This window comes from Thermohahella caldifontis, from assembly GCF_041153465.1.
Taxonomy (GTDB): domain Bacteria; phylum Pseudomonadota; class Gammaproteobacteria; order Pseudomonadales; family Oleiphilaceae; genus Thermohahella; species Thermohahella caldifontis.
In genome coordinates, this window is the sequence record NZ_CP154858.1 from 3343851 (window position 1) to 3366296 (window position 22446).

The following is a 22446-nucleotide window of genomic DNA, read 5'->3' on the forward strand; positions in this document are numbered from 1 at the left end:
GAGGTAGAGCATGAAACCAGTGATCGTCATGGGTGCGGGCAAGATCGGAGCCATGATTGCCGACTTTCTGGCCCATACCGGCGACTATGCCGTCAGTGTCTTCGACCAGAATGCTCAGGCGCTGGCCCGCCTGGAAGGCCGTCTTCCCGATATCCGCACCCAGCAGGTCGATGCGACAGACGAAGATGCGCTGACCCGGGCCTTTGAGGGTCACTTTGCCGTGCTCAATGCCTGTCCGTTCGACCTGACTGCACCGGTGGCCCGTGCGGCGGCCAGGGCGGGACTGCATTATTTCGATCTCACGGAAGACGTGGCGAGCACCCGCCTGGTCAAGTCGCTGGCCAGGGATGCGGAAACTGCCTTCGTGCCCCAGTGTGGTCTTGCGCCGGGCTTCATTTCCATTGTCGCCTATGACCTGGCACGCCGGTTCGATACCCTGCATAACGTCAACATGCGGGTGGGCGCGTTGCCCAAGTATCCCACCAATGCGCTCAAATACAACCTGACTTGGTCCACGGACGGTCTGATCAACGAATATCTGAACCCGTGCGAGGCCATCGTCAACGGCAAGATGACCGAAGTGCCGCCGCTGGAAGAACTGGAGCACTTCTCGCTCGACGGCATTGATTATGAAGCCTTCAACACGTCAGGCGGGCTCGGCACCCTTTGTGAAACACTCGAAGGCAAGGTGCGCAACCTCAACTACCGCACTGTCCGCTATCCCGGCCACCGTGACATCATCAAGATGCTGCTCAATGACCTCCGGCTGGCCGAGAACCGTCCGCTGCTCAAGGAGATTTTCGAGAATGCGCTGCCCGTCACCATGCAGGATGTGGTGCTGGTATTCGTCTCGGTCAGCGGCATGAAACAGGGGATGCTGATTCAGGAGACCTTTGCCCGCAAGGTTTACAGCCGGGAAATCAACGGCACCGTACGCAGCGCCATTCAGATCACCACGGCCTCCGGTATCTGCGCCGCGCTGGATCTGCTGGTGGAAGGCAAGCTGCCTCAGAAGGGATTCGTGCGGCAGGAAGACATCCGGTTTGAGGATTTCATTGCCAACCGGTTTGGCAGCAACTACGCCAACAGTGTTGAGGCCGAGACCATTCAGGCCGGCCAGCACGCGGCATGAGGGAGGGAAAGATCATGCGCATTGAAGACATCTGGAACGCCCTGGGCCTGCCGGAGGCAGGACTCGGAACCGGCGGGCGCGTGGTGCGCTCTCCTGTGGATGGTGAAAAGCTGGCGGGGCTTCGGGATCACACTGCGGCGGAACTGGACATGGCCATCGAACGCTCGCTGAAGGCCTTTCGTCAGTGGCGCGAAGTGCCCGCGCCGGCCAGAGGAGAGCTGGTGCGCCTGTTTGGTGAGGTGCTGCGCGAGAACAAGATCGCGCTGGGGCGCCTCATTTCTCTGGAATGCGGCAAGATTCTCTCCGAAGGCGAGGGCGAAGTGCAGGAAATGATCGACATCTGCGACTTTGCCGTGGGGCTCTCCCGTCAATTGTATGGTCTCACCATTGCCAGCGAGCGCCCGGGGCATCATCTGCGGGAGACCTGGCACCCCATGGGGCCTGTGGGCGTGATCTCCGCCTTCAACTTCCCCATGGCCGTGTGGGCGTGGAATGCCGCACTGGCCTGGGTGTGCGGTGACACCGTGATCTGGAAGCCCTCTGAGAAGACGCCGCTTTGTGCGCTGGCCTGCGCGCGGGCCTTCGAACTGGCACTTGAGCGATATGGCAGGGCACCCGAAGGGTTGCTGGAAGTGGTCATCGGCGACCGCATGCTGGGTGAAAAACTCGTGGATGACCCGCGCGTACCCATCATTTCCGCCACCGGCAGCTGCGCCATGGGCCGGGCCGTCGGGCAACGGGTGGCGGCACGGTTCGGGCGTGCCATTCTGGAGCTGGGGGGCAACAATGCGGCCATCGTCACCTCCAGCGCAGATCTTGATCTGGCGCTTCGGGCCATCGTCTTCGGGGCGGTGGGTACGGCAGGTCAGCGCTGTACCACCACGCGCCGCGTATTCGCCCACAAGTCGGTTGCAGCCACTCTGCTGGACAGGCTGGAGAAGGCGTATGCGCAGCTCAGAATCGGCAGTCCGCTGGAACCTGATACCCTGGTGGGGCCGCTCATCGACGAACAGGCGTATGCCGCCATGCAGGCAGCGCTGGATGAGGCTCGGGCAAAGGGTTGCCGGGTGATCGGCGGCGAGCGCGTGCTGGACGATGTCTGGCCGGATGCCTGGTATGTGAGACCGGCGATTGTCGTGGGCGGCAAGGCCATGGATAATGTCAGAACGGAAACCTTTGCGCCCATTCTCTACTTCTTCGAATACGAGGCCCTGGAGGATGCCATTGCGCGGCAGAATGACGTGCCGCAGGGGCTCTCATCCGCCATCTTCACCACGGATCTGCGTGAAGCCGAGACGTTTACTTCCGCAACCGGATCGGACTGTGGCATTGCCAATGTCAACGCCGGCACCAGCGGTGCGGAAATCGGCGGTGCCTTCGGTGGCGAGAAGGAAACCGGTGGCGGGCGCGAGTCCGGGTCCGATGCCTGGAAGGGTTACATGCGGCGCCAGACCAACACCATCAACTACTCCCGCGAACTGCCCCTGGCACAGGGCATCGAGTTCAATCTCTGAATCTCCCTGATCGTGGTGACGTGTCAGCCGGCCCTGTGCCGGCTTTTTTTATTTTGGGTATCTCCACCTGTTTCATGTAGGAAAAAAACTAGAAACATGATCTTGAGTGGTCTTTTTGTGAGTATTATTGCCTATAATTGACGCTGCAATCATTTTTCTGATGTAACGATTACGAAACGGGTGAGATATGAAGTTCATGACAGGGGTGTTGAGCATCTGGATCATGCTCTGGAGTGGCCTGGCCACAGCGTCGCCTTGCCGGCCGGATACTTCCCGCGCGTTACTCACGGGGGAAACTGTCGAAGCGGCGCGCCAGTGTTTGCTTGAGGCAGTGCCTCGGGCCAAAGGGCAGGACTGGGTGGCGTCAGCCAGAGCCTGGCTGCGCGCGCTGGATCATCTGGCTTATGTGTTCCGCCCTGTTGAGAAGGAGCCGGTGGCCATCCGTTCTGTCCGGGAAAGGGGTTGGCTTGCTGATGCCGGACGCGCAGCGGAGGCGCTGGTGGCGGCGCCGGATCGCGCACCGGATCCGGCGCTGAAAGCGTTGGCGGAACAGATCTTTGAGGCCTTGCCTTTGCGTGGGACGGATCCTCGCCTGGCGCAGTACCGGGTCACTGTGGCAGAGCCGGGAGCACGCCTGACGCTGGAGCTGGCAGGGCAGGAGCTGGATGGGGCCGGATTGGTGGCGGAGGCTGGTCGCAGCATCCCGGTCCGGGCCATGGGGAATGGCTTTGGGGCAGACTTGCCTTTCGGGCTGATGCTGAAGCCTGTCGATCATCCGGGCTGGCAGGTGGTGCGTTTGCAGATGCCGGTCCGGGGCAAGGTGCAGACGTGGCATCTCATTTTGCCGCGCATACCGGAGCGGGCGGCGCGCTATGTGCTGACATGGAAAGAAGAGGATCACCGCATTCAGCGGCGAACGCTGACCTTTGAACCGGACATGCTCGCCAGCAGCGTATTGGAAGTCAGAGAGCGGGAAGACCGGTTCTGTCCGGAAGCCGGCTGGCAGTTATTGCCTGACACGCTGAAGGTTGATGTGCTGCATGTGCAGTATGGTGAAGTGCTGGCGCAGGGGGTGCGGGATGGCTGCGCGTACGTGCGGCTCAAGGCCAGGCCCTATGGCGCGGCGTTCGGCAGCAAGTACATCAAGCGTGGCGAGATACAGGTTCGTTTGACCGTGGACGCACAGTCCGGTGAGCGGGTCGTCAGGCCGGGTGGCCAGCGGCAGGGCGATCTGCTTTGGGGGCAGCCGGTCAGGCTGCAGGTGCCTGCCAGGGCGCGTGAGGTCACGCTGGCCCTGGAATGGCTGGATGGTGAACGTGAAGTGATCCGGCCGGACAGCAGCATCACCCGTGCACGCTGGGGAGAAATCACTCCGGCAGGTGAGGGTGGCTGGGAGTTCTCGTCGCGTGGGCTGGATCGTTACCTTCGCCGGGTGTACTGACCGCATACTCCAAACGGGCGGGTCGGCGTGTCACAGGTTTCTGACCGCCTCCTCCGCACCCTTCTGGGTGTAGCGGCCCTTGTTCTCGGGACGCTGAAGGAAACGTTTGACGGCAATGCCCGTGTGACCCCGATCCCGAAGCCGGCGAATGTCATCAAGCGTTGTCTTGTCGGGCGGGGGGAATACCCCTCGCCATATCTGGATGTAGTCGTAAGCCTGTGCGATGCCCCAGAGTATCAGCGACACAACCGTCACGAGGAACAGAAAGCTGGCCCATGTCATGCCTTTTCCCCGGGCGTGCATGGGTTGGCTGGATGTGCAGGCAGCATATCATTTCCCTTTGAAGGTGGTACTTTCCATGTGTTCGGTTTCAGTTTAGGGATGTCTGCGCTGATGTCAATGCCGAGGCAAGGGAGGCGGGCAGTGGGGGATGGGAGCGCATCAGGTGCCGGATGCTGAGTGTACTGCTGAACGGTCTGCTCACTTCTGGCCAACAGGCTTGCATGATCAACGCATTCTGAGCCGGCAAAGTGCTGGTGTCATGAAAAAGGTTTGGGTATTCGGGCTGGGGAGATTCGTGGAGTGGTGCCCAGGGGCGGAATCGAACCACCGACACGGGGATTTTCAGTCCCCTGCTCTACCGACTGAGCTACCTGGGCAACAACGGGGCGCAATTAAACCGGTTTTCCCTTTTCCTGTCAATACGCCGCCGCAACTTTTTTTCAGTGTGTCCGCAATGTGCCGGCTGCGGGTGCTTGTCCGGGAGCCTAGAGCGTATCGTCCGAAGCCGGCGGGACGTAGCCTTCCGCCTGGTCAATCTCTTCACCATTGAAGAATCTGTCCATCTGGTCGGACAGATAGGCGCGGGCTTCCGGGTCCATCAGGTTCAGGTGTTTTTCGTTGATCAGGCGGGTCTGATGGGCCAGCCAGTCCTGCCATGCCTGGGCAGAAATGTTCTCGAAAATTTCCTGTCCCTTCGGACCGGGCATGGGCGGACGGGGGAGGCCGGCCAGGTTTTTCTGGTATTTCTTGCAGAATACGATACGGGTCATGCTTGCTCTCCTGAAAGTGAATGGGTCAGCCAGCGCCGGAAGGGGGCCGGCAGACCATGTGTCTCCGTCCGGGCCTGCACCGCACTCAGCGGAGCATCCTGATCCTGCCTCGTCAGCATCTGATCCATCCATTCTACCCCGACACGGCGGCCTACGGGTACCACATGGAGACGGAAGTGGGTGAACGTGTGCTGAAAACCGGGCAAACCGGTCAGCGCATCGGCGGCCAGCCCGAAGCGGCTTGCCAGTTGGGCCCGGGCCTGTTCGGCCGGCACATCCCATCCCGACAGGGGTGGACACCACAGGCCGCCCCAGATCCCCGATCCCGGGCGACGCTCCACCAGTACGCGACCCTGCTCGTCGTGCAGGATCAGGGCGACCACGCTGCGCTCGGGCACGGTCTTGCGGGGTTTGGGAACCGGCAGTGAGTCAGTGAGGTTTTGCGCATGGGCCAGGCAATCCTCCCGGACGGGGCAGGCTTCGCACAGCGGGTTGCGCCGGCGGCACACGGTTGCGCCGAGATCCATGATGGCCTGGGTGTAATCGCACGCCCGTTCAGTCGGGGTGAGTGCTTCGGCAAGCTGCCAGAGCTGTTGCTCGGTTTGGCGTTCACCGGCCCAGCTTCGGATGGCCCGGTGCCGACACAGAACCCGCTTCACGTTGCCGTCCAGAATCACGCCGCGACGGCCAAAGCCCATGGACAGAATGGCACCGGCAGTGGATCGACCGACCCCCGGCAATGCCATGAGGCCTTCCAGCGTACCGGGAAGTTCGTGCTGACCCGCGGCAACCAGTTCCCGGGCAGCGCGATGCAGATTGCGGCCGCGGGCGTAATAACCGAGGCCTGCCCACAGGGCCAGCACCTCGTCCTCACTGGCCGAGGCCAGCGCCCCGAGGGTCGGGAAGGCGGCCATGAAACGTTCAAAGTAACCGATAACGGTCTGAACCTGTGTCTGCTGCAGCATGATTTCCGAAATCCACACCCGGTAGGGCGTGCGCGGGTGCTGCCAGGGCAGGTCGTGCCGGCCGTGGCGGTCAAACCAGTCCAGAAGGCGGGTGGAAAACGGTAGCAGGGCAGTCATTGCGGTTCAGTACGACAGTCTGTGGTTGCCAAGCGGCTGGCGGAGCGGCTACCATGGCGAAAAAACAAGGCACGGTCAAGCCGTGCGTGCTTTAAGGAGAAGACAGAAAGTGGCCATTACAATCAGTATAGAAATCAGCCGCACCTTTGACGTCAATGCCAGTCCGGATCAGGCGTATGAACTGCTTGCCGACGTGCCCCGTTCGGCGGCGCACTTTCCCAAGGTTGACCAGCTTGTGGATCTGGGCAACAACAGCTATCGCTGGGAAATGAAGAAAATCGGCGTCGACAAGCATGCCATCCAGACCATCTATGCCTGCCACTACGAAGCGGATCCGGCCAGCCGGACCATTCGCTGGACACCGGTCAAGGGCGAAGGCAATGGCACGGTGCAGGGCGAGTGGAAGATCGAAGACAACGGCAAGGGCGGAACCACCCTGCGCTTTCACACCACCGGCGAGCTGTCCCTCCCGCTTCCCGGCATCCTCAAGCTGGCGGTCAGCCCGGTCGTCAAGCATGAATTCAATGCGCTGGTCGATACCTACGTCGAGAATCTCAAGGCGGCATTGAACGGCTAGACTTCAGCCCATGGCGGGATAAGGCTATACTATGCGCCTTTCCCGCACCGCTGGAGACAGGCATGGCTGAACGCAAGGCCGACATTACACGCAACACCCTGGAAACACGCATCCGCTGCCAGATCAATCTCGATGGCACCGGCAAGTCCGATCTGGATACCGGTGTGCCCTTTCTGGAGCACATGCTGGATCAGGTCAGCCGTCATGGCCTGATTGACATTACGCTCAAGGCCGAAGGCGATCTGCATATCGACGCCCATCATACGGTGGAAGACGTGGGCATCACGCTCGGGCAGGCGATTGCCAGTGCCGTCGGAGACAAGCAAGGCATCCAGCGCTACGGCCACGCCTATGTGCCGCTGGACGAGGCGCTGTCCCGCGTTGTGGTGGATTTTTCCGGGCGGCCGGGGCTGGACATGAATGTCACCTTCAGCCGCGCCATGATCGGCAACTTTGATGTGGACCTGTTCTACGAGTTCTTCCAGGGGCTGGTCAATCATGCCCGGATCACCCTGCACATCGACAATCTCAAGGGCCGCAACGCCCATCACCAGGCAGAAACCATCTTCAAGGCCTTCGGGCGTGCGCTGCGCATGGCACTGACGCCTGATCCGCGCATGGCGGGCATCATGCCGTCCACCAAGGGCACACTCTGAGGACATGGCCGTGAACCGGATTGCTGTAGTGGATTACGGGATGGGTAACCTGCACTCGGTGGCCAAGGCACTTGAACATGCCGCTGGCGATGCCCGTGTTGTCGTGACGGCTGACCCGGAGATTGTACGTCAGGCAGACCGTGTGGTGTTTCCCGGTGTGGGTGCCATTCGTGACTGCATGGCAGAGATCCGCCGGCTGGGATTTGACGAGTTGGTCAAGGACGTGGTCCGTTCCGGCCGGCCGCTGCTGGGGATCTGTGTGGGCATGCAGGCCCTGATGCGCGACAGTGAGGAAAACGGCGGCGTACCCTGCATCGGGCTCTTTGACGATCCGGTACGCTTTTTCGGTGATCCGCTTCTGGATGCGGATGGCAACCGGCTGAAAGTGCCTCACATGGGCTGGAATCAGGTCTGGCAGACGCAGGCGCACCCTCTCTGGCAGGGCATTGACGATGGCACGCGCTTCTACTTCGTGCACAGTTACTATGTGCCTGCGGATTCGGACGGCGTCGTGGGCCGCTGCGAATACGGTGTCGGGCTGGCAGCCGCTGTCGCCCGGGACAATATCTTTGCAACACAGTTTCATCCGGAAAAAAGTCAGCAGGCCGGTCTGGCGCTGCTGGCCAATTTTGCCCGCTGGGCACCCTGAGACAGGACAGGCGAACCGATATGCTGATTATTCCCGCAATTGATCTCAAGGATGGCGCCTGTGTGCGCCTGAAACAGGGACGCATGGAAGACTCCACGGTATTCTCATCCAACCCCGTGGACATGGCCCGCAAGTGGGTCGACGCCGGCGCCAGACGGCTGCATCTGGTGGATCTCAACGGCGCCTTTGCCGGCAAGCCCGTCAACGGTGATGTGGTGACCGAGATTGCGCGCACCTGGCCGGAGTTGCCCATTCAGATCGGTGGCGGTATCCGCTCGCTCGACACGATCGAATACTACCTGAAGGCCGGGGTGAAGTGGGTCATCATCGGCACCATGGCCGTGAAGAATCCGGCCTTTGTGGAAGAGGCCTGCAAGGCCTTCCCGGGACATGTGATTGTCGGCATTGATGCAAAGAACGGGCGTGTGGCCACTGAAGGCTGGGCCGAAGTGAGCGAGGTGCTGGCAACGGATCTGGCCCGGGATTTCCGGGATGTCGGAGTCTCGGCCATCATCTACACCGACATTGCCCGTGATGGCATGATGCAGGGTGTCAACGTCGAGGCAACGGCGGAGCTGGCGCGCGAGTCCGGCATGCCGGTCATTGCCTCCGGTGGCGTCACCAATATGGATGACATCCGCAGCCTGGCGGCCGTGGCATCTGCCGGCATCATCGGCGTGATCACAGGCCGGGCGATTTATGAAGGGACGCTGGATCTGGCGGAAGCCCAGCGCTGGTGCGATGAGAACGTGCCGGGGGGCAACTGATGGGGCTGGCCAGACGCATTATCCCGTGCCTTGACGTGGACAAGGGACGGGTGGTCAAGGGTGTTCAGTTTGTGGACATCCGCGACGCGGGTGATCCCGTGGAGGTGGCCCGCCGTTACGATGAGCAGGGCGCCGACGAAATCACCTTCCTGGATATCACGGCCAGCCACGAGGACCGGGAAACCACGCTGCATACGGTGGAGCGCATGGCCAGCGAGGTGTTCATTCCGCTGACCGTGGGCGGTGGCGTTCGCAAGCTGGAGGACATCCGCAACCTGCTCAATGCCGGTGCCGACAAGGTCAGCATCAATACAGCCGCCGTATTCAATCCTGAATTTGTCGGTGAGGCGGCACAGCGTTTTGGCAGTCAGTGCATCGTGGTGGCCATTGACGCCAAGCAGGTCAATGCTGAAGGTGAACCGTTACGTTGGGAAATCTTTACCCACGGCGGGCGCAAGCCCACCGGTCTGGATGCGGTGGAATGGGCGCAGCGCATGGTAAAGCTGGGAGCCGGCGAAATCCTGCTGACCAGCATGGATCGGGACGGCACCAAGAACGGCTTTGATCTTGCCCTGACGCGTGCGGTCAGCGAGGCGGTACCGGTGCCCGTGATCGCCTCGGGAGGCGTTGGCAATCTGCAGCATCTGGCTGACGGTGTGTTGCAGGGCAAGGCCGATGCGGTACTGGCCGCCAGCATCTTTCACTTCGGTCAGCATACCATCCCGGAAGCCAAGGCCTTCATGGCAGCACAGGGGATAGAGGTTCGCCTGTAGCCGTAAGTTGTTGCTCACTCTGAATTTATTTCCGAGAATGCGGCGCCTTTTGGGCGCTGTTTTTTAGGAATTTAAGGAGTTAGTAATCATGAGGAAGGTTGTGCTCGCAGGAGCGTTGGTCTGGATGGCAAACACGGGTCTTGCGGCTGAGGTCGGAGAGTTTGGTCAGGGCCATATGGGGCTGGGATATGGTCTTGCAAATTTGGACTTTGAAGTTGATTTGGGCTCAGAAAAGGTAAGCATGGGCTCTTCTCCGCAATTGGCAGAAGTGTGGTGGAAGGGCTATCTCAATCGCTACGTAGCGCTTGAGGGACGCTTTGGTGTGGGTACCAATGATGACGAGTCGGATGTTTCCCTGGGCAGCTTCTCAGCAAATACGGACGTTGTAACATGGGAAATTGACCATTACGCAGCCGTCAATCTGGTATTTCAGTATCCCTTTGGAAAGGTGGCACCGCGTCTTTCTGTGGGGTATAACAAGGTCAACCTCAAGGTTAACCTCAAAGACTTTGGATCTCTGTCAGATACGGATGGCGATGTATATGTAGGAATTGGTGCAGATATTCAGGTGAGCCCGAAGTGGGGTGTTGCACTGGATTTTTCAGACCATTATGGAAAGAAAGATGATGGGGTTGATGCCTCCATCACCTCCTTCCGTATGGGTATCTATCACACCTATTGAATCAGCGTGACACCTGCTTCGGCAGAGACGCCAGCTGGTTTTGTGAAGGCCAGCGCTGCACAGGGAAGTGCATGGCCACCCCGTTATACTTCTGAAGCCAGAGCCCCTTTACGGTGGCAATGGCAATGCCTTGCGCGTCCAGAGTGGGCAATACCTTTTCGAGATAGGCGACAGTCTCCGGATGCGGGTGCCCAATGGCAATAGCGTGTCCGGTCTTGCGGGCGATTTCCAGCAAGCGTCGGAACTGGGCGTCGATGGATGCCGTGTTGACTTCATTGTCCAGAAACACATCACGGGAGAGCGCGGGAATCCCGGCCGCCTGGGCGGCACTGTAGGCTTCCGTTTCCGCCGTGGTGCGGGAGTCCACAAAATACAGCGGATACTGCCGCAGTTCGGTCATGATCCAGTCCATGTGCTTGCGGTCTGCCGTATAGGCGCTGCCCATGTGGTTGTTGACGCCTTCCACGTTGGGGATGACACGCAGCGCATCCCGCAGCGTCTGCATCACGGCCCAGGGGCTCATACCAAGGGTGATGGCCCCGGCGCCCAGAGGAAGGCCCTTGGTGTTTTCCATGGGAATATGCAGCATGACTTCCTTGCCATATTTCGGTGCCATGCGCGCCTGCCGTTCGGTAAAGGGCCGGTAGGGCAGGTATGCGAGCGTCATGGGCACCGGAATGCGCAGCAGGCGTTCGCCCAGCGCCCCCTGGTTGCCCAGGTCATCAATGATGATGGCGATGGTGGGCGGCGGTGCCTCGGCGCGGGCAAGCAGAGACACCAACAGCAGGACAGCGCTCAGCCAGTACCGCATGTCAGCTTCCGTCAGCGGCCGCAGGCTGGTAAGCGGCCTTCATGATGCTCAGGCCCTTGAGCAGATTGAGTGCTTCGCGAAGCTGGAAGTCCCGGTCCAGCAGAGTCTGCACTTCCTGATCCGGTGTGTCGGCAGCTTCCGGGTCCGGGGTATCGCTGGTCTCGCTGCTGCCCGAGAGATGTCCGGAGAGCTCCGCTTCCTTGATGAAGCCCTGATTCTTCACTTCCTTGATCTGGGCCATCCCGACTTCCACATCCGGGACAATGCCCCTGGCCTGAATGCTGCGGCCGTTGGGTGTGTAGTAGCGCGCGGTGGTGAGCTTCAGGCCGTAGTCACTGTCCAGTGGCAGGATGGTCTGGACGGAGCCCTTGCCGAAGCTCTGCGTACCCATGATGAGCGCCCGGCGGTGATCCTGCAGGGCACCGGCGACAATCTCCGAGGCAGAGGCCGAACCGCCGTTGATCAGTACCACCACCGGCGCACCGTTGAGCAGGTCACCGGGGGTTGCCACAAAGCGAAGCTTGCTGGATTTGATGCGTCCTTCCGTATAGACAATGAGACCCTCGTCCACCAGTGCATCCACCACTTCCACCGCCGCCTGCAGAATGCCGCCGGGGTTGTTGCGCAGATCCAGCACAAGGCCCTTGAGCTCACCCTTGTTGTCCTTCAGCAGCTTCTCAACAGCCTTCTCGAAATCGTGGCCGGTCTGGGCCTGGAATTGGGTGATACGGATGTAGCCAAAGCTGTTGCCCAGATCCCGGGTCTTGACGCTGCGCACACGGATGACATCACGTGTGATGGTGATCTCCAGTGGCGCGCTCTCGCCCTTGCGTACCACGGTCAGCCTGATCTGGGTACCCGGTGCGCCGCGCATGCGCTTGACGGCTTCGTCCAGCGTCATGTCCTTGGTGGTTTCGTTGTCGATCTTGATGATCAGGTCGCCCGCCTGAATGCCGGCCTTGTGGGCGGGCGTGTCATCAATCGGCGAGATGACCTTGATGAAACCGTCTTCCTGACCCACTTCGATGCCCAGGCCGCCGAACTCCCCGGTGGTGGTTTCCTGCAGGTCTTCGAATGCAGTGGGCTCCAGATAGGCGGAATGGGGATCCAGACCGCTGAGCATGCCCCGGATCGCGTTGTTGAGCAGCGTCTTGTCATCCACGGGTTCCACATAGGCTTTCTTGATGCGGTCATAGACATCCACGAAGCGCCGCAAATCTTCCAGCGGCAGTCCTGCGGGGGCGGCCTTGTCCGCTACCGGTGCGGGTTCCGGGCTGTCCGCCCGGACAGGAGAGTGGAGCAGGGCGACGGAGAACAGTGCAATCAATGCGTGGCGAATACGGGGTGTGAACATGCGAATCCTTGTTTCAGCGTTTCGAAAGCCATGATAGCGGGTTTACCGGCTTGCCTTTGTGGCGTATCTCAAAGTATAGCCCGCTTTTTTCCTGCCCACCGCTGGTGCCGGCACTGGCGATCACGTCACCACTGCGGACCCATTCCCGGGGGATCTGAGCAGTGCCTGATTATAACCATACAGTGACATATAACCATCACCGTGATCAAGAATCATCAGCAGGCCGAAGCCGCGCAGCCAGTCCGCGAAAATGACCCGGCCGTGATGGATGGCCCTGACCGGTGCCTCCGGTCTGGCTGCGATGACCATGCCGGTGGAGCGTGCGCCACTCTGAAACTGCTCGCCGAAGCGCCTGACAATTTCCCCTTCCAGGGGCCAGGGGAGCTTGCGCCTGAGCTGGGCGAAGGGGCGCGCGTCGGGTGACCGGTCGAGTTCAGTGAGGGATTTTTCCACTTCCTGAACCAGGCTTTCCAGTTCCTTCTGATCCCGTTCGAGCTTGCTGATCTGGCCGGCCTTGCCTGAAATGTCCTTTTGCAGTGCGGCCAACAGGCGGGTGCGTTCCGCCTTGCGTTCGGCCAGCCGCGCACGGTTCTTTTCCGCCGCGGCCTTGCGCTCCAGCAGGGCCTGGTTGCGCCCGAGGATATCTGCCCGCACCTTGCGAATCTCCTCCATGAGCGCGCGGGTGCGCCGGATCAGTGCTTGACGCGCTTCGCCGGTCTTGCGCAGGTAGGTGAGCATGCGGTCAATGTCTGCAGGGGAGTTGCCGCTGAGCATGAGCTTGAGAGCAGGTTGCTGCCCCAGTTTCCACTGCTCCCTCAACGCCTTGCCCAGTTGCCGGGTCTGAACGTCGAGATCCCGGCTCAGCGCCTGCTCGCGATTGCGCAGGTCATCCAGTTCCTTTTCAATGGCTTCCGTTTCTTCGGCAAGTTGCCGGGCGGTCCGGGTCAGGGCCTGGATGTCGCGCTCCAGGTCGGCCAGCTCACGTTCGAGGCGGGACTGACGGGCACGTGCCTGGCCCATCCATCCCTGGAGGTTGGCCAATTGCTTGCGGATGGACTCCAGCCTGGCCTGATCTTCGGTATTGTCTTCCCAGCCGGCACCCCGTGCGGGGGTGCCGGAAATCAGCAGCAGACCAAGAAGGAGAATCAGGATGCGAGCAGGCATTCACCGCTCATTTCTTTGGGAATGTCCAGGTCCATCAGCTGGAGAAGCGTCGGCGCGATATCGCTCAACCGGCCGCCGTCACGCAGGCTGACTGCTCTGGGGCCGATGTAGATCAGCGGCACCGGATCCGTGGTGTGCGCAGTATGAGGCTGTCCCGTCGCGGGGTCAGCCATCATTTCCGCATTGCCATGATCGGCGGTGATCAGGCATTGACCGCCAACGGCCTCCAGGGCTTCCGCCACCCGTGCCAGACAGGTGTCGAGCGTCTCCACGGCTTTCACGGCGGCCTCGTAGACACCTGTGTGGCCGACCATGTCACCATTGGCGTAGTTGCAGACGATCAGGTCGTAGTCACCGGAATGGATGGCCTTGACCAGTTCATCCGTCACTTCCGGCGCGCTCATTTCGGGCTTCAGGTCGTAGGTGGCTACCTGAGGTGAAGGAATGAGCTTGCGGGTTTCACCCCCGAAGGGTTCTTCACGGCCACCACTGAAGAAGAAGGTGACGTGTGCGTATTTTTCCGTCTCGGCAATGCGAAGCTGTGTCTTGCCCAGCTTCGACAGGTATTCGCCCAGGGTATTGACCAGTGTCTCGGGCGGGTAGGCGCAGCTTGCGGGAATGTCCTCGGCGTACTCGGTCAGCATCACAAAGTCTGACAGCGCCGGCCGGGCCTTGCGCTCAAACCCGCCGAAGTTGTCTTCGACGAAGGCGCGGCTCAGTTCCCGGGCTCGGTCGGCGCGGAAGTTCATGAACAGGACTGTATCGCCATCCTCAATGGCGGCGTCTTCCTGACCTTCCGCCTGAATCCGGGTAGGCTGGACAAATTCGTCATCCTCACCGCGCTCATAGGCGGCAGCCAGCCCGTCGGCAGCGCGAGCCGCCGTGAAGGGGGCTTCGCCCAGGGTGAGCAGATTGTAGGCCTTCTCGACCCGGTCCCAGCGATTGTCGCGGTCCATGGCGTAATAGCGGCCCACGATGGAGGCCGTCCGGCCACAGCCGAGTTCGGCAAACACGGCGTCAGCCTTCTCCAGCGACGGTTCGGCACTGCGCGGCGGCATGTCGCGGCCGTCCAGGAAGGCATGCAGGTAGATCCGCCGTGCTCCGCGGCTGTGTGCCAGTCTCAGGGCCGCGAACAGGTGGTCTTCATGGCTGTGCACGCCGCCGGGCGAGAGCAGGCCCATGACGTGCACCGCCTTGCCGGCCTGTACGGCCTTGTCGATGGCGTTGACCAGCACCGGATTGGTCTGGAAGGTGCCGTCTTCAATGGCCTTGGTGATGCGGGTGAAGTTCTGATAGACCACACGGCCGGCCCCCAGATTCATGTGACCCACTTCGGAGTTGCCCATTTGCCCTTCCGGCAGGCCGACGGCCATGCCCGAGGTGTTGATGAGGGTGTGGGGGCGTTCCTTCCAGATGCGGTCCCAGAAGGGCTTGCGTGCGTTGGCAATCGCATTGTTGGTGGTGTCTTCCCTGTAACCCCAGCCATCGAGAATGATGAGCATGGTGGGTATGCGCGTGGTCATAGAACAGCTGCTCCAAACGTGATTGACGGTCGGTGTGGTGATTTTACCTCAAACGGGTGTGTGGAAGGAAATGCAATGCCGTGACGGGGTGCCTGACCTTGGCGCTTTCCCGGGCAGCTGTGTATAATGCCGGTCCTTTCCAACAATGAGCAGGGCCATGGAGCATTTTATTCTGTTTGTCACCAAGCATTGGATTCTGAGCAGTACCTTTGCCGGACTGTTGCTGGCACTGTGGTGGATTGAGCGTCTGCGTGCCGGGCAGACCGTGAGCCCGCAGCAGGCCGTCCTCCTGCTCAACCGCGAGGAAGCGGTTGTGGTGGACATCCGTGACAAGAAGGATTACGGCTCGGGCCATATCAAGGGGAGCGTTCACATTCCCATGGCCAAGATCCTCGAGCGGGCAACCGAACTGGATCGCTTCAAGGGCAAGACGCTGATCATTGCCTACAAGATGGGGCAGCACTCCGCAACCGTGGCCAAGCAGTTGCGCGAGAAGGGCTATGCCAATGTGGTGCGGCTGTCAGGCGGCATTGCCGAGTGGCAGGCGCAGAATCTGCCGCTTGCCAAGAAGTAATGGTGCACGGATGGCCGAGGTAGTACTCTATACAACCCGATTTTGTCCCTTCTGCATCCGGGCCCGCCAACTGCTCAAGAGCAAGGGGGTGGACTTCGAGGAGATTGCCGTGGATGGCAACCCTCAGCTGCGGCAGGAGATGATGGAAAAGAGTGGCCGCCATACGGTTCCCCAGATCTGGATCAATGGGGAACATGTGGGTGGCTGTGACGATCTGATGGAACTGGAACGTACCGGCCGGCTGGACGAGATGCTGGGCCGGGCCAGCAACTGAACAAGGTAGAACAACAATGGCAGAAAACAACGCACAAGCCCAGGGCAAGCAACCCGCATTCGCGCTTCAGCGGCTGTATCTGAAGGACCTGTCTTTCGAATCCCCGAATTCTCCGCTCATTTTCCAGACCGAGTGGCAGCCTCAGGTGGGCATGGATCTGAACACCAACAATACCCAGCTCAGTGACAACCAGTGGGAAGTGGTGCTGACTCTCACCATCACGGCCAAGCTGGGTGACAAGACAGCCTTTCTGGTGGAAGTGCAGCAGGCCGGCATTTTCCTGATCGACGGTCTGGCGCCGCAGCAGCTGGCACACACATTGGGCGCATTCTGTCCGAACATCCTGTTCCCCTATGCACGTGAAGCCATCGACTCAGTCGTCATCAAGGGTTCCTTCCCGGCGCTGATGCTGCAGCCGATCAATTTTGATGCCATCTATGCCGAGGCGATCCAGAAGCAGCAGGCCGGCGCTCAGACGAACTGACCTGGCACCGGTTGGATCCCGGAAAAAAATGCCGCGATGAGCGGCATTTTTTTCGGTTGTTGCTCAGCCTCCGGACACAAACCCGCACTGCCGCCAGGCTTCGTAAAGCGCAACGGCAACGGTATTGGACAGGTTCAGGCTGCGGCTGTGGGGCTGCATGGGCAGGCGCAGACGGTGGTCCGCATCAAACTGGTTGAGTACCGTGTCAGGCAGGCCACGGGTTTCAGGACCGAAGAGCAGGGCATCCCCGGGCTGAAAGCGGGCGGTATGGTAGAGCCGGCTGCCCTTGGTCGTGAAGGCGTAGACGTTGGCCGGGCCGATGGCCGCCAGCGCGTCATCCAGTGACAGATGGCGCTGCACGCGGGCAAACTCGTCATAATCCAGGCCGGCACGGCGCAGGCGCTTGTCTTCCCAGATGAAACCCAGCGGCTCTATGAGGTGGAGCCGGGCGCCCGTATTGGCACACAGACGGATAATGTTTCCGGTGTTGGGCGGAATTTCGGGTTGGTAAAGGATGATATGCAGCATGGGGCACTCCTGTCTGACGGGCACAGTGTATCGGCTCTCGGGCGAGAGGCAAGCGTGGAGCAATGCATGGGGATGCGCTATGCTTCAACGGAACCACAAGGCGGCATGCAAGCAAATTGTGATGGAGACGAAGACATGATGGAACGGATCGGGAGGTGGGTGCTGTGGAGCCTCCTGATGTGGTCGGTACAGGCCAGCGCCCAGAAGCTGATCCTGAGCACCTTTGACTATGAGTCACCGATCATGGAGGGGGTGGCAACGCTGATGCAGGGACTGTATGAAGCGGAAGGGCTGTCCTTTGAGGTCAGGCGGCTGCCCGGACGCCGGTCATTGATGGAAGCCAATTCCGGTCGGGTGGACGGCGAGCTGGTGCGCATCGCTCTGCCCAGATCCGAGTTTCCTCATCTGGTACCGGTGCCCGAACCCTTGCTGACCATCCATGTCGGCGCCTGGGGGTTTCATCCGGGCATCAGCGGGGTGAAAAGCTGGAATGATCTGAAGGGCATGCGTATCGCGGCACTGAGGGGCATGTTGCTGGCAGAAGCGAACCTGGACGGCGAGGTGATCTGGAGTTCCACGGTCAGAAGCCTGTTCGAAATGCTGGACCGGCAACGGGTGGATGCGATCATCCTGCCGGATGAGATTGTGGCGATGGCGGTGCGACGTCAGGGGCTGATGCCGGGAGAGATGTACCGTTCTGCAACACTGGCCAGCTTTGATGTCTACCACTATCTGAATGAACGCCATGCGGCATTGGCGGAGCGCCTGGCGAAGCGGATAAGAGAGTTGAAATCCACCGGAGAGTGGCAGAAGCGCCTCGAAGGCCTGCTTGACGTGAATATCCGAGAGGGCAGCGCCGAAACGCTGCCCGAGTGAGCCGGTCAGTCGCGCTCGACCGCCAGTGCAACGCCCATGCCGCCGCCGATGCAGAGGGTTGCAAGCCCTTTCTTCGCGTCGCGGCGCTTCATTTCGTGGAGCAGCGTGACCAGAATCCGGCAACCGGAGGCGCCGATGGGATGGCCCAGTGCAATGGCTCCACCGTTGACGTTGACCTTGCCGGTATCCCAGCCCAGATCCTTGTTGACGGCCATGGCCTGAGCGGCGAAGGCTTCGTTGGCTTCCACCAGATCCAGATCGTCCACCTGCCAGCCCGCCTTGGCCAGGCAGCGACGGGTAGCGGGTACCGGGCCGATGCCCATGATGGACGGATCCACCCCGGCATTGGACCAGGCTGCAATCCAGGCCAGCGGTTCCAGGCCCAGCTCCCTGACCTTGCGTTCGCTCATGAGTACGACGGCTGCCGCGCCGTCATTGAGGGAGGAGGCGTTGCCAGCGGTGATGACGCCATCCTTCCTGAAGGCCGGGCGCAGTTTGGCCAGTTGCTCCGCCGTGGTGTTCGGGCGCGGGTTTTCGTCCGTATCCACGATGCGGGGATCGCCCTTGCGCTGCGGTACTTCAACCGGAACGATCTCGTCACGGAAACGACCGGCTTCCATGGCAGCCTGGGCCTTTTGCTGGGACTGTGCGGCAAATGCGTCCAGTGCTTCGCGGGTCAGGGCGTATTTTTCCGCCAGATTTTCGGCCGTGATTCCCATGTGATAGTCGTTGAAGGCGTCCCAGAGGCCGTCATTCACCATGGTGTCCACCATGTTCCAGGGGCCCATGCGCTGACCATCCCGGGAGTGGGGCAGGACGTGGGGAGACTGGCTCATGCTTTCCTGACCGCCGGCGATGATGATGTCCGCATCGCCCAGAAGAATGGCCTGTGCGCCCAGGTGTACCGCCTTGAGGCCGGAGCCGCAGACCTTGTTGATGGTCATGGCGGGCGTGCTGTGGGGCAGACCGGCATGAATGGCAGACTGGCGTGCCGGATTCTGGCCGCAGCCGGCTGTCAGGACCTGGCCCAGCAGGACTTCGTCAATCTGTTCGGGCTTCAATCCGGTCTGTTCGAGCAGGTCGCGGATGACGACCGTGCCGAGGTCCGAGGCCCTGAGGCTGGCGAGACTGCCGTTGAAGGCGCCGATGGGGGTGCGACGGGCGGCAACGATGGCTACTCGTGTCATGATGAATCCTCCTGATGTGATGGGATGTTGTCCTGCAACCACTGACGGATCAGCGTGTCACAAGCATACTGCAATCTGATGACGGGCATCATTGGCGATTGGTCGAGCCCGGGGGGCGGTTGGAGCTGGCCCGCCGGATGGCCTCGAGGCGGGCCTTGTCCAGTGCCTCTCCCAGGGCCTTGCCGGTCAGCCCCTGTGCAACCAGTTCGCGGGGATCCGGTTGCCGTGCGGCCCGGGCCAGGGTGCGCAGCCAGTCGGCCTGGGGGTAGGGCAGATGTTCCCGGCCCGTCCGGCCCCGGGCGTCCGCTTCGGCCACAATCAACAGGCCTTCCAGGCGTTCCGGACGGCGCCACAGGTCGCAGGCCCGGAACAGGCGCAACACGGTGGAAGGCTTCAGTTCCAGGGCCCGGTGCACATGGGTGTGGTACTCACAGGCGAGCAGGGCGGCATCCAGATGCCGGCGTGGTGCGCGGAGCCGTTCGCAGAGTGCCCGGACAGGCTTGAGGCCACGCTTTTCGTGGGCGATGTGACGCGGCCATTCGGATCTGGGGGTGAGGCCCTTGCCCAGGTCGTGAACGAGCGCTGCCCAGCGCAGGGACGTATCGGGGGTCAGGCGTGCGGCCTGTTCAAGGCTGAGCAGTGCGTGTAACCCCGTGTCCACTTCCGGGTGCCAGGTTTCCACCTGAGGGACACCGAACAACCGGTCCAGTTCGGGGAAAATCACGCGCAGGGCACCACACTGGTGCAGGACGTCAATGTACACCCGGGGTGACGCGGAGGCCAGTGCCCGTTCGGTTTCCTGCCAGACCCGCTCGGGGGTAAGCGTATCCAGCTCTCCGGCTTCGCTCATCTGGCGCATGAGGCGGAGGGTTTCCGGGGCGATGGTAAAGCCCAGGGAGGCAAAGCGGGCGGCAAAGCGGGCGACGCGCAGCACGCGCAGGGGATCTTCCACGAATGCGGGAGAGATGTGGCGCAGGATGCGGGCTTCCAGATCCTTCAGGCCCCCGCAGGGATCAATGATCCGGCCCTGTTCATCCTGGGCCAGTGCGTTGATGGTGAGATCCCGGCGAAGCAGGTCGTCTTCGAGACGAATCTCCGGAGAGAAGTCACAGATAAAGCCCTTGTAGCCCTTGCCGGCCTTGCGTTCGGTTCGGGCCAGCGCATATTCCTCACCCGTTTCCGGGTGCAGGAAAACGGGGAATTCCGCACCCACCTGCCGGTAGCCGGCCCTGAGCATGTCTTCCGGGGTGGCGCCGGTAACGACCCAGTCGCGGTCCTTGACCTCAAGGCCCAGCAACCGGTCGCGTACGGCACCCCCGACGAGATAGGCTTGCATACGCTGTCCTCCGAAAGGCTGACAGGGTACTCAAGCCGGATGCATTAGTAAACGGCCGTCAGCTGAACGGAGCCCCCCACGTCCTTGTCAGACATCGCACCGGTGATGTCCAGGCCCATGCCCAGAACGGAGAAGGCCAGTCCCGCCGTGCCCTGTGTGGTGCTGGCAATGCTGTCGCTTTCCGAATTGTCCGAGGCCAGGTTATGGGCGACGCCGGCACGCAGGGCAAACCAGGTGACCGGTGCCCACTCGGCGCCAAGGCGCAGGTACTGCTTGTCGCCTTCAAATCCGGCACGTTTGGTCTTCAGCAGTTCCAGGTCGCCGGTGACTGTCCAGGTCGCCCGGTTCAGTGCCACGCCCACCCGGGCAACCGGGTCAATGCTGACCTTGCGTCCGCGCTTGGTTTCCACATCCTTCGGGATCAGGTTCTTGACGCTGAAGCCCACCACCACATCTCCGTCCGGGCCAAAGGTGCGTGCGGCACCGAGGTCCAGGTTGAAGGTGGAAGTGTTGCTTTCGTAGTCATTGGCGTCAAAGTCGCTGTCATCAAAGGTGTTCACGTCGGCCTTGTAGTCAAAGGTCCGGATGTTCAGTACCTTTGGCGACGCGCCGAGATACCATGTCTGGCCACCCAGGGTGACGGGGCGTGACAGGGCAAATCCCACTTCCGTGAGGGCCAGTACCAGGGCTTCACCGTTGGATTGAGGAGTGCTGCCGAGATCGGCGAGATCGGTGGATGAAGGCTTGGTATTGTTCTGGATATCCTTTGCGGTCGAAATGATGGACCGGATCAGCGGACTGTCCTCGTAACGCGCAATGCCACTGGCTTCCACGCTGGTGTCGGCAAAGACACCGAAACTGATGCCCTGGCCGCGCGGGATCACCAGCGCCAGTGAACCCTGCAGGTCCGCGCGCAGGGCGTCCCGGTCGATCTGTAAAAGCAGCCGGTCAGCTTCTTCACCGGCCGCAATGACCTTGTCCAGGGCTGCGTCAATCTGGGCCTTGGTGGGGCTGCCATCGTTCAGGTTGTTGAAATCCTGAATGGCCTGATCCAGTTTGTCCCAGACGTTGCTGTTCTGGAAGGCATCCACGTCATCCACCAGCTCGTTATCGGCAGCCACGATGGCACCAACCTGCAGGCTCAGGCCAAAGTTGTCCCGGCTGGGTGGCTGGGGCAGGGACATCAGGGCCGGATTCAGTATGGCCGCGGCATTGGGGTGACTGGCAGCGGTGCCGGTTCCACCCATGGCAAAGCTACGCGCATCACCCGCGGGCAGGGGCGCGGCCTGAAGGGTGGCTGTGGCACAGGCAAGGACGGTCAGCAAAAGTTTCTTCATCGTACACTCCTCTCTGGCATGAACCTTTCGGTCTAATGCTAGCCGAACATTTCCGGAGTTGGCATGATCATTTCATTACTGACTGTAACCGGAACGAACGGCAAACCTTTGCAGGGGTGAACTGATGAAGCAAATCATGCTGGCGGGTCTGCTGACCCTCTTGAGCGGCTGTGCGGCGCTGATGGAACCCGTACCTTCACCGGAGGAGCAGGCGGTGGCCAGGATGGATCCCATTGTGGTCCGCGTGACCGGCTATGGTACCTATTCGGACACCAAGGACCGGATGGACCCGCGCAAGCGTCTTCTGGCCATGCGTGCCTCCAAGCTGGATGCCTACCGTGCGCTGGCGGAGCGGATCTACGGCACCGTGATTTATGGCAATTCCACTGTGCGCGACCTGGTTCTTCAGGAGGACACCTTCAAGACCTTCGTGGACAGCGTGATCCGTGGCGCACGGGTCGTGAGCGTATCCGAGCTCAGGAGCGGCGGGTTTGAAACGGTGCTGGAGGTGGTGCTGGAGCCGAAGTTCCGTCTCTGCCTGACCAACGTGAACTACTTCCGCTACACCGAAGAATGCCGCATGCCGCTTCCCCATGGTGATCCGCAGCTCTCGCTGTCCAATGGCGGCACCGGACTGGGCGGCGCGCACTACTACATTGACAAGGAGTAGACC

24 protein-coding genes, 1 tRNA gene and 1 pseudogene are annotated in these 22446 nt (G+C 61.1%); 14 read left to right on the forward strand and 12 right to left on the reverse strand.

Translation table 11 applies throughout. The features are described 5' to 3' along the window. Positions 1–10: 10 nt before the first annotated feature. The 3 genes from AAIA72_RS16235 (at position 11) to AAIA72_RS16245 (ending at position 4087) form a co-directional block, all read left to right on the forward strand. Positions 11–1132 carry a saccharopine dehydrogenase family protein gene (locus AAIA72_RS16235; RefSeq protein ID WP_369601326.1) on the forward strand — a complete coding sequence of 374 codons (1122 nt, stop codon included), beginning with the start codon at positions 11–13 and terminating at the stop codon, positions 1130–1132. Between the two features lie 14 nt (positions 1133–1146). After that, positions 1147–2646, forward strand: a complete 1500-nt coding sequence (locus AAIA72_RS16240; protein ID WP_369601327.1) for an aldehyde dehydrogenase family protein — start codon at positions 1147–1149, stop codon at positions 2644–2646. Positions 2647–2842: 196 nt separating this feature from the next. Further along, positions 2843–4087 carry a hypothetical protein gene (locus AAIA72_RS16245; protein WP_369601328.1) on the forward strand — a complete coding sequence of 415 codons (1245 nt, stop codon included), beginning with the start codon at positions 2843–2845 and terminating at the stop codon, positions 4085–4087. Positions 4088–4117: 30 nt separating this feature from the next. On the opposite strand, the gene AAIA72_RS16250 is transcribed toward AAIA72_RS16245, so the two are convergent. From AAIA72_RS16250 to mutY, 4 genes are all read right to left on the reverse strand, one after another. After that, positions 4118–4369 carry a hypothetical protein gene (locus AAIA72_RS16250; protein ID WP_369601329.1) on the reverse strand — a complete coding sequence of 84 codons (252 nt, stop codon included), beginning with the start codon at positions 4367–4369 and terminating at the stop codon, positions 4118–4120. 301 nt (positions 4370–4670) lie between these two features. Further along, positions 4671–4746: transfer RNA gene (locus AAIA72_RS16255), tRNA-Phe, on the reverse strand. 108 nt (positions 4747–4854) lie between these two features. Continuing rightward, on the reverse strand, positions 4855–5139 hold the full coding sequence (locus AAIA72_RS16260) for an oxidative damage protection protein (RefSeq protein ID WP_369601330.1): 285 nt from the start codon (positions 5137–5139) through the stop codon (positions 4855–4857). Then, positions 5136–6221, reverse strand: coding sequence for an A/G-specific adenine glycosylase (mutY, locus tag AAIA72_RS16265; protein WP_369601331.1), 1086 nt, complete (start codon positions 6219–6221; stop codon positions 5136–5138). Before mutY ends, AAIA72_RS16260 begins: the two co-directional genes overlap by 4 nt. Before the next feature lie 109 nt (positions 6222–6330). On the opposite strand from mutY, the gene AAIA72_RS16270 reads away from it, so the two are divergent. The 6 genes from AAIA72_RS16270 (at position 6331) to AAIA72_RS16295 (ending at position 10325) form a co-directional block, all read left to right on the forward strand. Continuing rightward, the gene (locus AAIA72_RS16270; RefSeq protein ID WP_369601332.1) at positions 6331–6798 is read left to right on the forward strand and encodes an SRPBCC family protein; all 468 of its coding nucleotides are present in this window, start codon (positions 6331–6333) and stop codon (positions 6796–6798) included. Between the two features lie 62 nt (positions 6799–6860). Continuing rightward, the gene (hisB, locus tag AAIA72_RS16275) at positions 6861–7454 is read left to right on the forward strand and encodes an imidazoleglycerol-phosphate dehydratase HisB (RefSeq protein ID WP_369601333.1); all 594 of its coding nucleotides are present in this window, start codon (positions 6861–6863) and stop codon (positions 7452–7454) included. Positions 7455–7464: 10 nt separating this feature from the next. Then, positions 7465–8103, forward strand: coding sequence for an imidazole glycerol phosphate synthase subunit HisH (gene hisH, locus AAIA72_RS16280; RefSeq protein WP_369601334.1), 639 nt, complete (start codon positions 7465–7467; stop codon positions 8101–8103). 20 nt (positions 8104–8123) lie between these two features. Then, positions 8124–8870 (forward strand): 1-(5-phosphoribosyl)-5-[(5-phosphoribosylamino)methylideneamino]imidazole-4-carboxamide isomerase, encoded by a 747-nt coding sequence (gene hisA / locus AAIA72_RS16285; protein WP_369601335.1) that lies wholly within the window; start codon positions 8124–8126, stop codon positions 8868–8870. Further along, a complete protein-coding gene (hisF, locus tag AAIA72_RS16290; protein ID WP_369601336.1) occupies positions 8870–9643 on the forward strand; it encodes an imidazole glycerol phosphate synthase subunit HisF in 774 nt (257 codons plus the stop codon). Before hisA ends, hisF begins: the two co-directional genes overlap by 1 nt. 88 nt (positions 9644–9731) lie before the next feature. After that, on the forward strand, positions 9732–10325 hold the full coding sequence (locus AAIA72_RS16295) for an outer membrane beta-barrel protein (protein WP_369601337.1): 594 nt from the start codon (positions 9732–9734) through the stop codon (positions 10323–10325). A 1-nt stretch (position 10326) separates the two neighbouring features. On the opposite strand, the gene AAIA72_RS16300 is transcribed toward AAIA72_RS16295, so the two are convergent. The 4 genes and pseudogenes from AAIA72_RS16300 to gpmM form a co-directional block, all read right to left on the reverse strand. Beyond that, the gene (locus AAIA72_RS16300) at positions 10327–11136 is read right to left on the reverse strand and encodes a divergent polysaccharide deacetylase family protein (protein ID WP_369601338.1); all 810 of its coding nucleotides are present in this window, start codon (positions 11134–11136) and stop codon (positions 10327–10329) included. Between the two features lies 1 nt (position 11137). Beyond that, on the reverse strand, positions 11138–12490 hold the full coding sequence (locus tag AAIA72_RS16305) for a S41 family peptidase (RefSeq protein WP_369601339.1): 1353 nt from the start codon (positions 12488–12490) through the stop codon (positions 11138–11140). A 13-nt stretch (positions 12491–12503) separates the two neighbouring features. Then, positions 12504–13654 (reverse strand): annotated as a pseudogene (locus tag AAIA72_RS16310) (murein hydrolase activator EnvC). Continuing rightward, positions 13636–15177 carry a 2,3-bisphosphoglycerate-independent phosphoglycerate mutase gene (gene gpmM / locus AAIA72_RS16315; RefSeq protein WP_369601340.1) on the reverse strand — a complete coding sequence of 514 codons (1542 nt, stop codon included), beginning with the start codon at positions 15175–15177 and terminating at the stop codon, positions 13636–13638. Before gpmM ends, AAIA72_RS16310 begins: the two are co-directional and overlap by 19 nt. A gap of 157 nt (positions 15178–15334) precedes the next feature. Here gpmM and AAIA72_RS16320 point away from each other — a divergent pair, with 157 nt between their 5' ends. From AAIA72_RS16320 to secB, 3 genes are read left to right on the forward strand one after another with little or no spacing between them, the layout of a single operon-like run. After that, entirely contained in the window at positions 15335–15751 is a 417-nt protein-coding gene (locus AAIA72_RS16320; RefSeq protein WP_369601341.1) for a rhodanese-like domain-containing protein, read from the forward strand. 10 nt (positions 15752–15761) lie between these two features. Next, positions 15762–16025, forward strand: a complete 264-nt coding sequence (gene grxC, locus AAIA72_RS16325) for a glutaredoxin 3 (protein ID WP_369601342.1) — start codon at positions 15762–15764, stop codon at positions 16023–16025. Positions 16026–16041: 16 nt separating this feature from the next. Continuing rightward, positions 16042–16509 carry a protein-export chaperone SecB gene (gene secB / locus AAIA72_RS16330; RefSeq protein WP_369601343.1) on the forward strand — a complete coding sequence of 156 codons (468 nt, stop codon included), beginning with the start codon at positions 16042–16044 and terminating at the stop codon, positions 16507–16509. A 63-nt stretch (positions 16510–16572) separates the two neighbouring features. On the opposite strand, the gene trmL is transcribed toward secB, so the two are convergent. Further along, complete coding sequence (gene trmL, locus AAIA72_RS16335; RefSeq protein WP_369601344.1) at positions 16573–17037, reverse strand: tRNA (uridine(34)/cytosine(34)/5-carboxymethylaminomethyluridine(34)-2'-O)-methyltransferase TrmL; 465 nt, start codon at positions 17035–17037, stop codon at positions 16573–16575. Between the two features lie 135 nt (positions 17038–17172). Between trmL and AAIA72_RS16340 the strand changes: the two genes are divergently transcribed. Then, positions 17173–17913, forward strand: a complete 741-nt coding sequence (locus tag AAIA72_RS16340; protein WP_369601345.1) for a substrate-binding periplasmic protein — start codon at positions 17173–17175, stop codon at positions 17911–17913. Between the two features lie 5 nt (positions 17914–17918). Here AAIA72_RS16340 and AAIA72_RS16345 read toward each other — a convergent pair whose 3' ends face one another. From AAIA72_RS16345 to traF, 3 genes are all read right to left on the reverse strand, one after another. Then, positions 17919–19100 (reverse strand): acetyl-CoA C-acetyltransferase, encoded by a 1182-nt coding sequence (locus AAIA72_RS16345; RefSeq protein ID WP_369601346.1) that lies wholly within the window; start codon positions 19098–19100, stop codon positions 17919–17921. A gap of 88 nt (positions 19101–19188) precedes the next feature. Next, the gene (locus AAIA72_RS16350; protein WP_369601347.1) at positions 19189–20436 is read right to left on the reverse strand and encodes a multifunctional CCA addition/repair protein; all 1248 of its coding nucleotides are present in this window, start codon (positions 20434–20436) and stop codon (positions 19189–19191) included. Between the two features lie 44 nt (positions 20437–20480). Next, the gene (traF, locus tag AAIA72_RS16355) at positions 20481–21773 is read right to left on the reverse strand and encodes a conjugal transfer protein TraF (RefSeq protein ID WP_369601348.1); all 1293 of its coding nucleotides are present in this window, start codon (positions 21771–21773) and stop codon (positions 20481–20483) included. Positions 21774–21897: 124 nt separating this feature from the next. Here traF and AAIA72_RS16360 point away from each other — a divergent pair, with 124 nt between their 5' ends. Then, positions 21898–22443: an LPP20 family lipoprotein gene (locus AAIA72_RS16360; RefSeq protein ID WP_369601349.1), complete on the forward strand. Its 546-nt coding sequence runs from the start codon at positions 21898–21900 to the stop codon at positions 22441–22443. Positions 22444–22446 lie beyond the last annotated feature (3 nt).

Excerpts from the sequence above, each read along its gene's own strand:
- AAIA72_RS16235 (WP_369601326.1), top strand. The coding sequence starts at position 11 with ATGAAACCAGTGATCGTCATGGGTGCGGGCAAGATCGGAGCCATGATT.
- AAIA72_RS16240 (WP_369601327.1), top strand. The coding sequence starts at position 1,147 with ATGCGCATTGAAGACATCTGGAACGCCCTGGGCCTGCCGGAGGCAGGA.
- AAIA72_RS16245 (WP_369601328.1), top strand. The coding sequence starts at position 2,843 with ATGACAGGGGTGTTGAGCATCTGGATCATGCTCTGGAGTGGCCTGGCC.
- AAIA72_RS16250 (WP_369601329.1), bottom strand. The coding sequence starts at position 4,369 with ATGACATGGGCCAGCTTTCTGTTCCTCGTGACGGTTGTGTCGCTGATA.
- AAIA72_RS16260 (WP_369601330.1), bottom strand. The coding sequence starts at position 5,139 with ATGACCCGTATCGTATTCTGCAAGAAATACCAGAAAAACCTGGCCGGC.
- mutY (WP_369601331.1), bottom strand. The coding sequence starts at position 6,221 with ATGACTGCCCTGCTACCGTTTTCCACCCGCCTTCTGGACTGGTTTGAC.
- hisB (WP_369601333.1), top strand. The coding sequence starts at position 6,861 with ATGGCTGAACGCAAGGCCGACATTACACGCAACACCCTGGAAACACGC.
- hisA (WP_369601335.1), top strand. The coding sequence starts at position 8,124 with ATGCTGATTATTCCCGCAATTGATCTCAAGGATGGCGCCTGTGTGCGC.
- hisF (WP_369601336.1), top strand. The coding sequence starts at position 8,870 with ATGGGGCTGGCCAGACGCATTATCCCGTGCCTTGACGTGGACAAGGGA.
- AAIA72_RS16295 (WP_369601337.1), top strand. The coding sequence starts at position 9,732 with ATGAGGAAGGTTGTGCTCGCAGGAGCGTTGGTCTGGATGGCAAACACG.
- AAIA72_RS16300 (WP_369601338.1), bottom strand. The coding sequence starts at position 11,136 with ATGCGGTACTGGCTGAGCGCTGTCCTGCTGTTGGTGTCTCTGCTTGCC.
- AAIA72_RS16305 (WP_369601339.1), bottom strand. The coding sequence starts at position 12,490 with ATGTTCACACCCCGTATTCGCCACGCATTGATTGCACTGTTCTCCGTC.
- gpmM (WP_369601340.1), bottom strand. The coding sequence starts at position 15,177 with ATGACCACGCGCATACCCACCATGCTCATCATTCTCGATGGCTGGGGT.
- AAIA72_RS16320 (WP_369601341.1), top strand. The coding sequence starts at position 15,335 with ATGGAGCATTTTATTCTGTTTGTCACCAAGCATTGGATTCTGAGCAGT.
- grxC (WP_369601342.1), top strand. The coding sequence starts at position 15,762 with ATGGCCGAGGTAGTACTCTATACAACCCGATTTTGTCCCTTCTGCATC.
- secB (WP_369601343.1), top strand. The coding sequence starts at position 16,042 with ATGGCAGAAAACAACGCACAAGCCCAGGGCAAGCAACCCGCATTCGCG.
- trmL (WP_369601344.1), bottom strand. The coding sequence starts at position 17,037 with ATGCTGCATATCATCCTTTACCAACCCGAAATTCCGCCCAACACCGGA.
- AAIA72_RS16340 (WP_369601345.1), top strand. The coding sequence starts at position 17,173 with ATGATGGAACGGATCGGGAGGTGGGTGCTGTGGAGCCTCCTGATGTGG.
- AAIA72_RS16345 (WP_369601346.1), bottom strand. The coding sequence starts at position 19,100 with ATGACACGAGTAGCCATCGTTGCCGCCCGTCGCACCCCCATCGGCGCC.
- AAIA72_RS16350 (WP_369601347.1), bottom strand. The coding sequence starts at position 20,436 with ATGCAAGCCTATCTCGTCGGGGGTGCCGTACGCGACCGGTTGCTGGGC.
- traF (WP_369601348.1), bottom strand. The coding sequence starts at position 21,773 with ATGAAGAAACTTTTGCTGACCGTCCTTGCCTGTGCCACAGCCACCCTT.
- AAIA72_RS16360 (WP_369601349.1), top strand. The coding sequence starts at position 21,898 with ATGAAGCAAATCATGCTGGCGGGTCTGCTGACCCTCTTGAGCGGCTGT.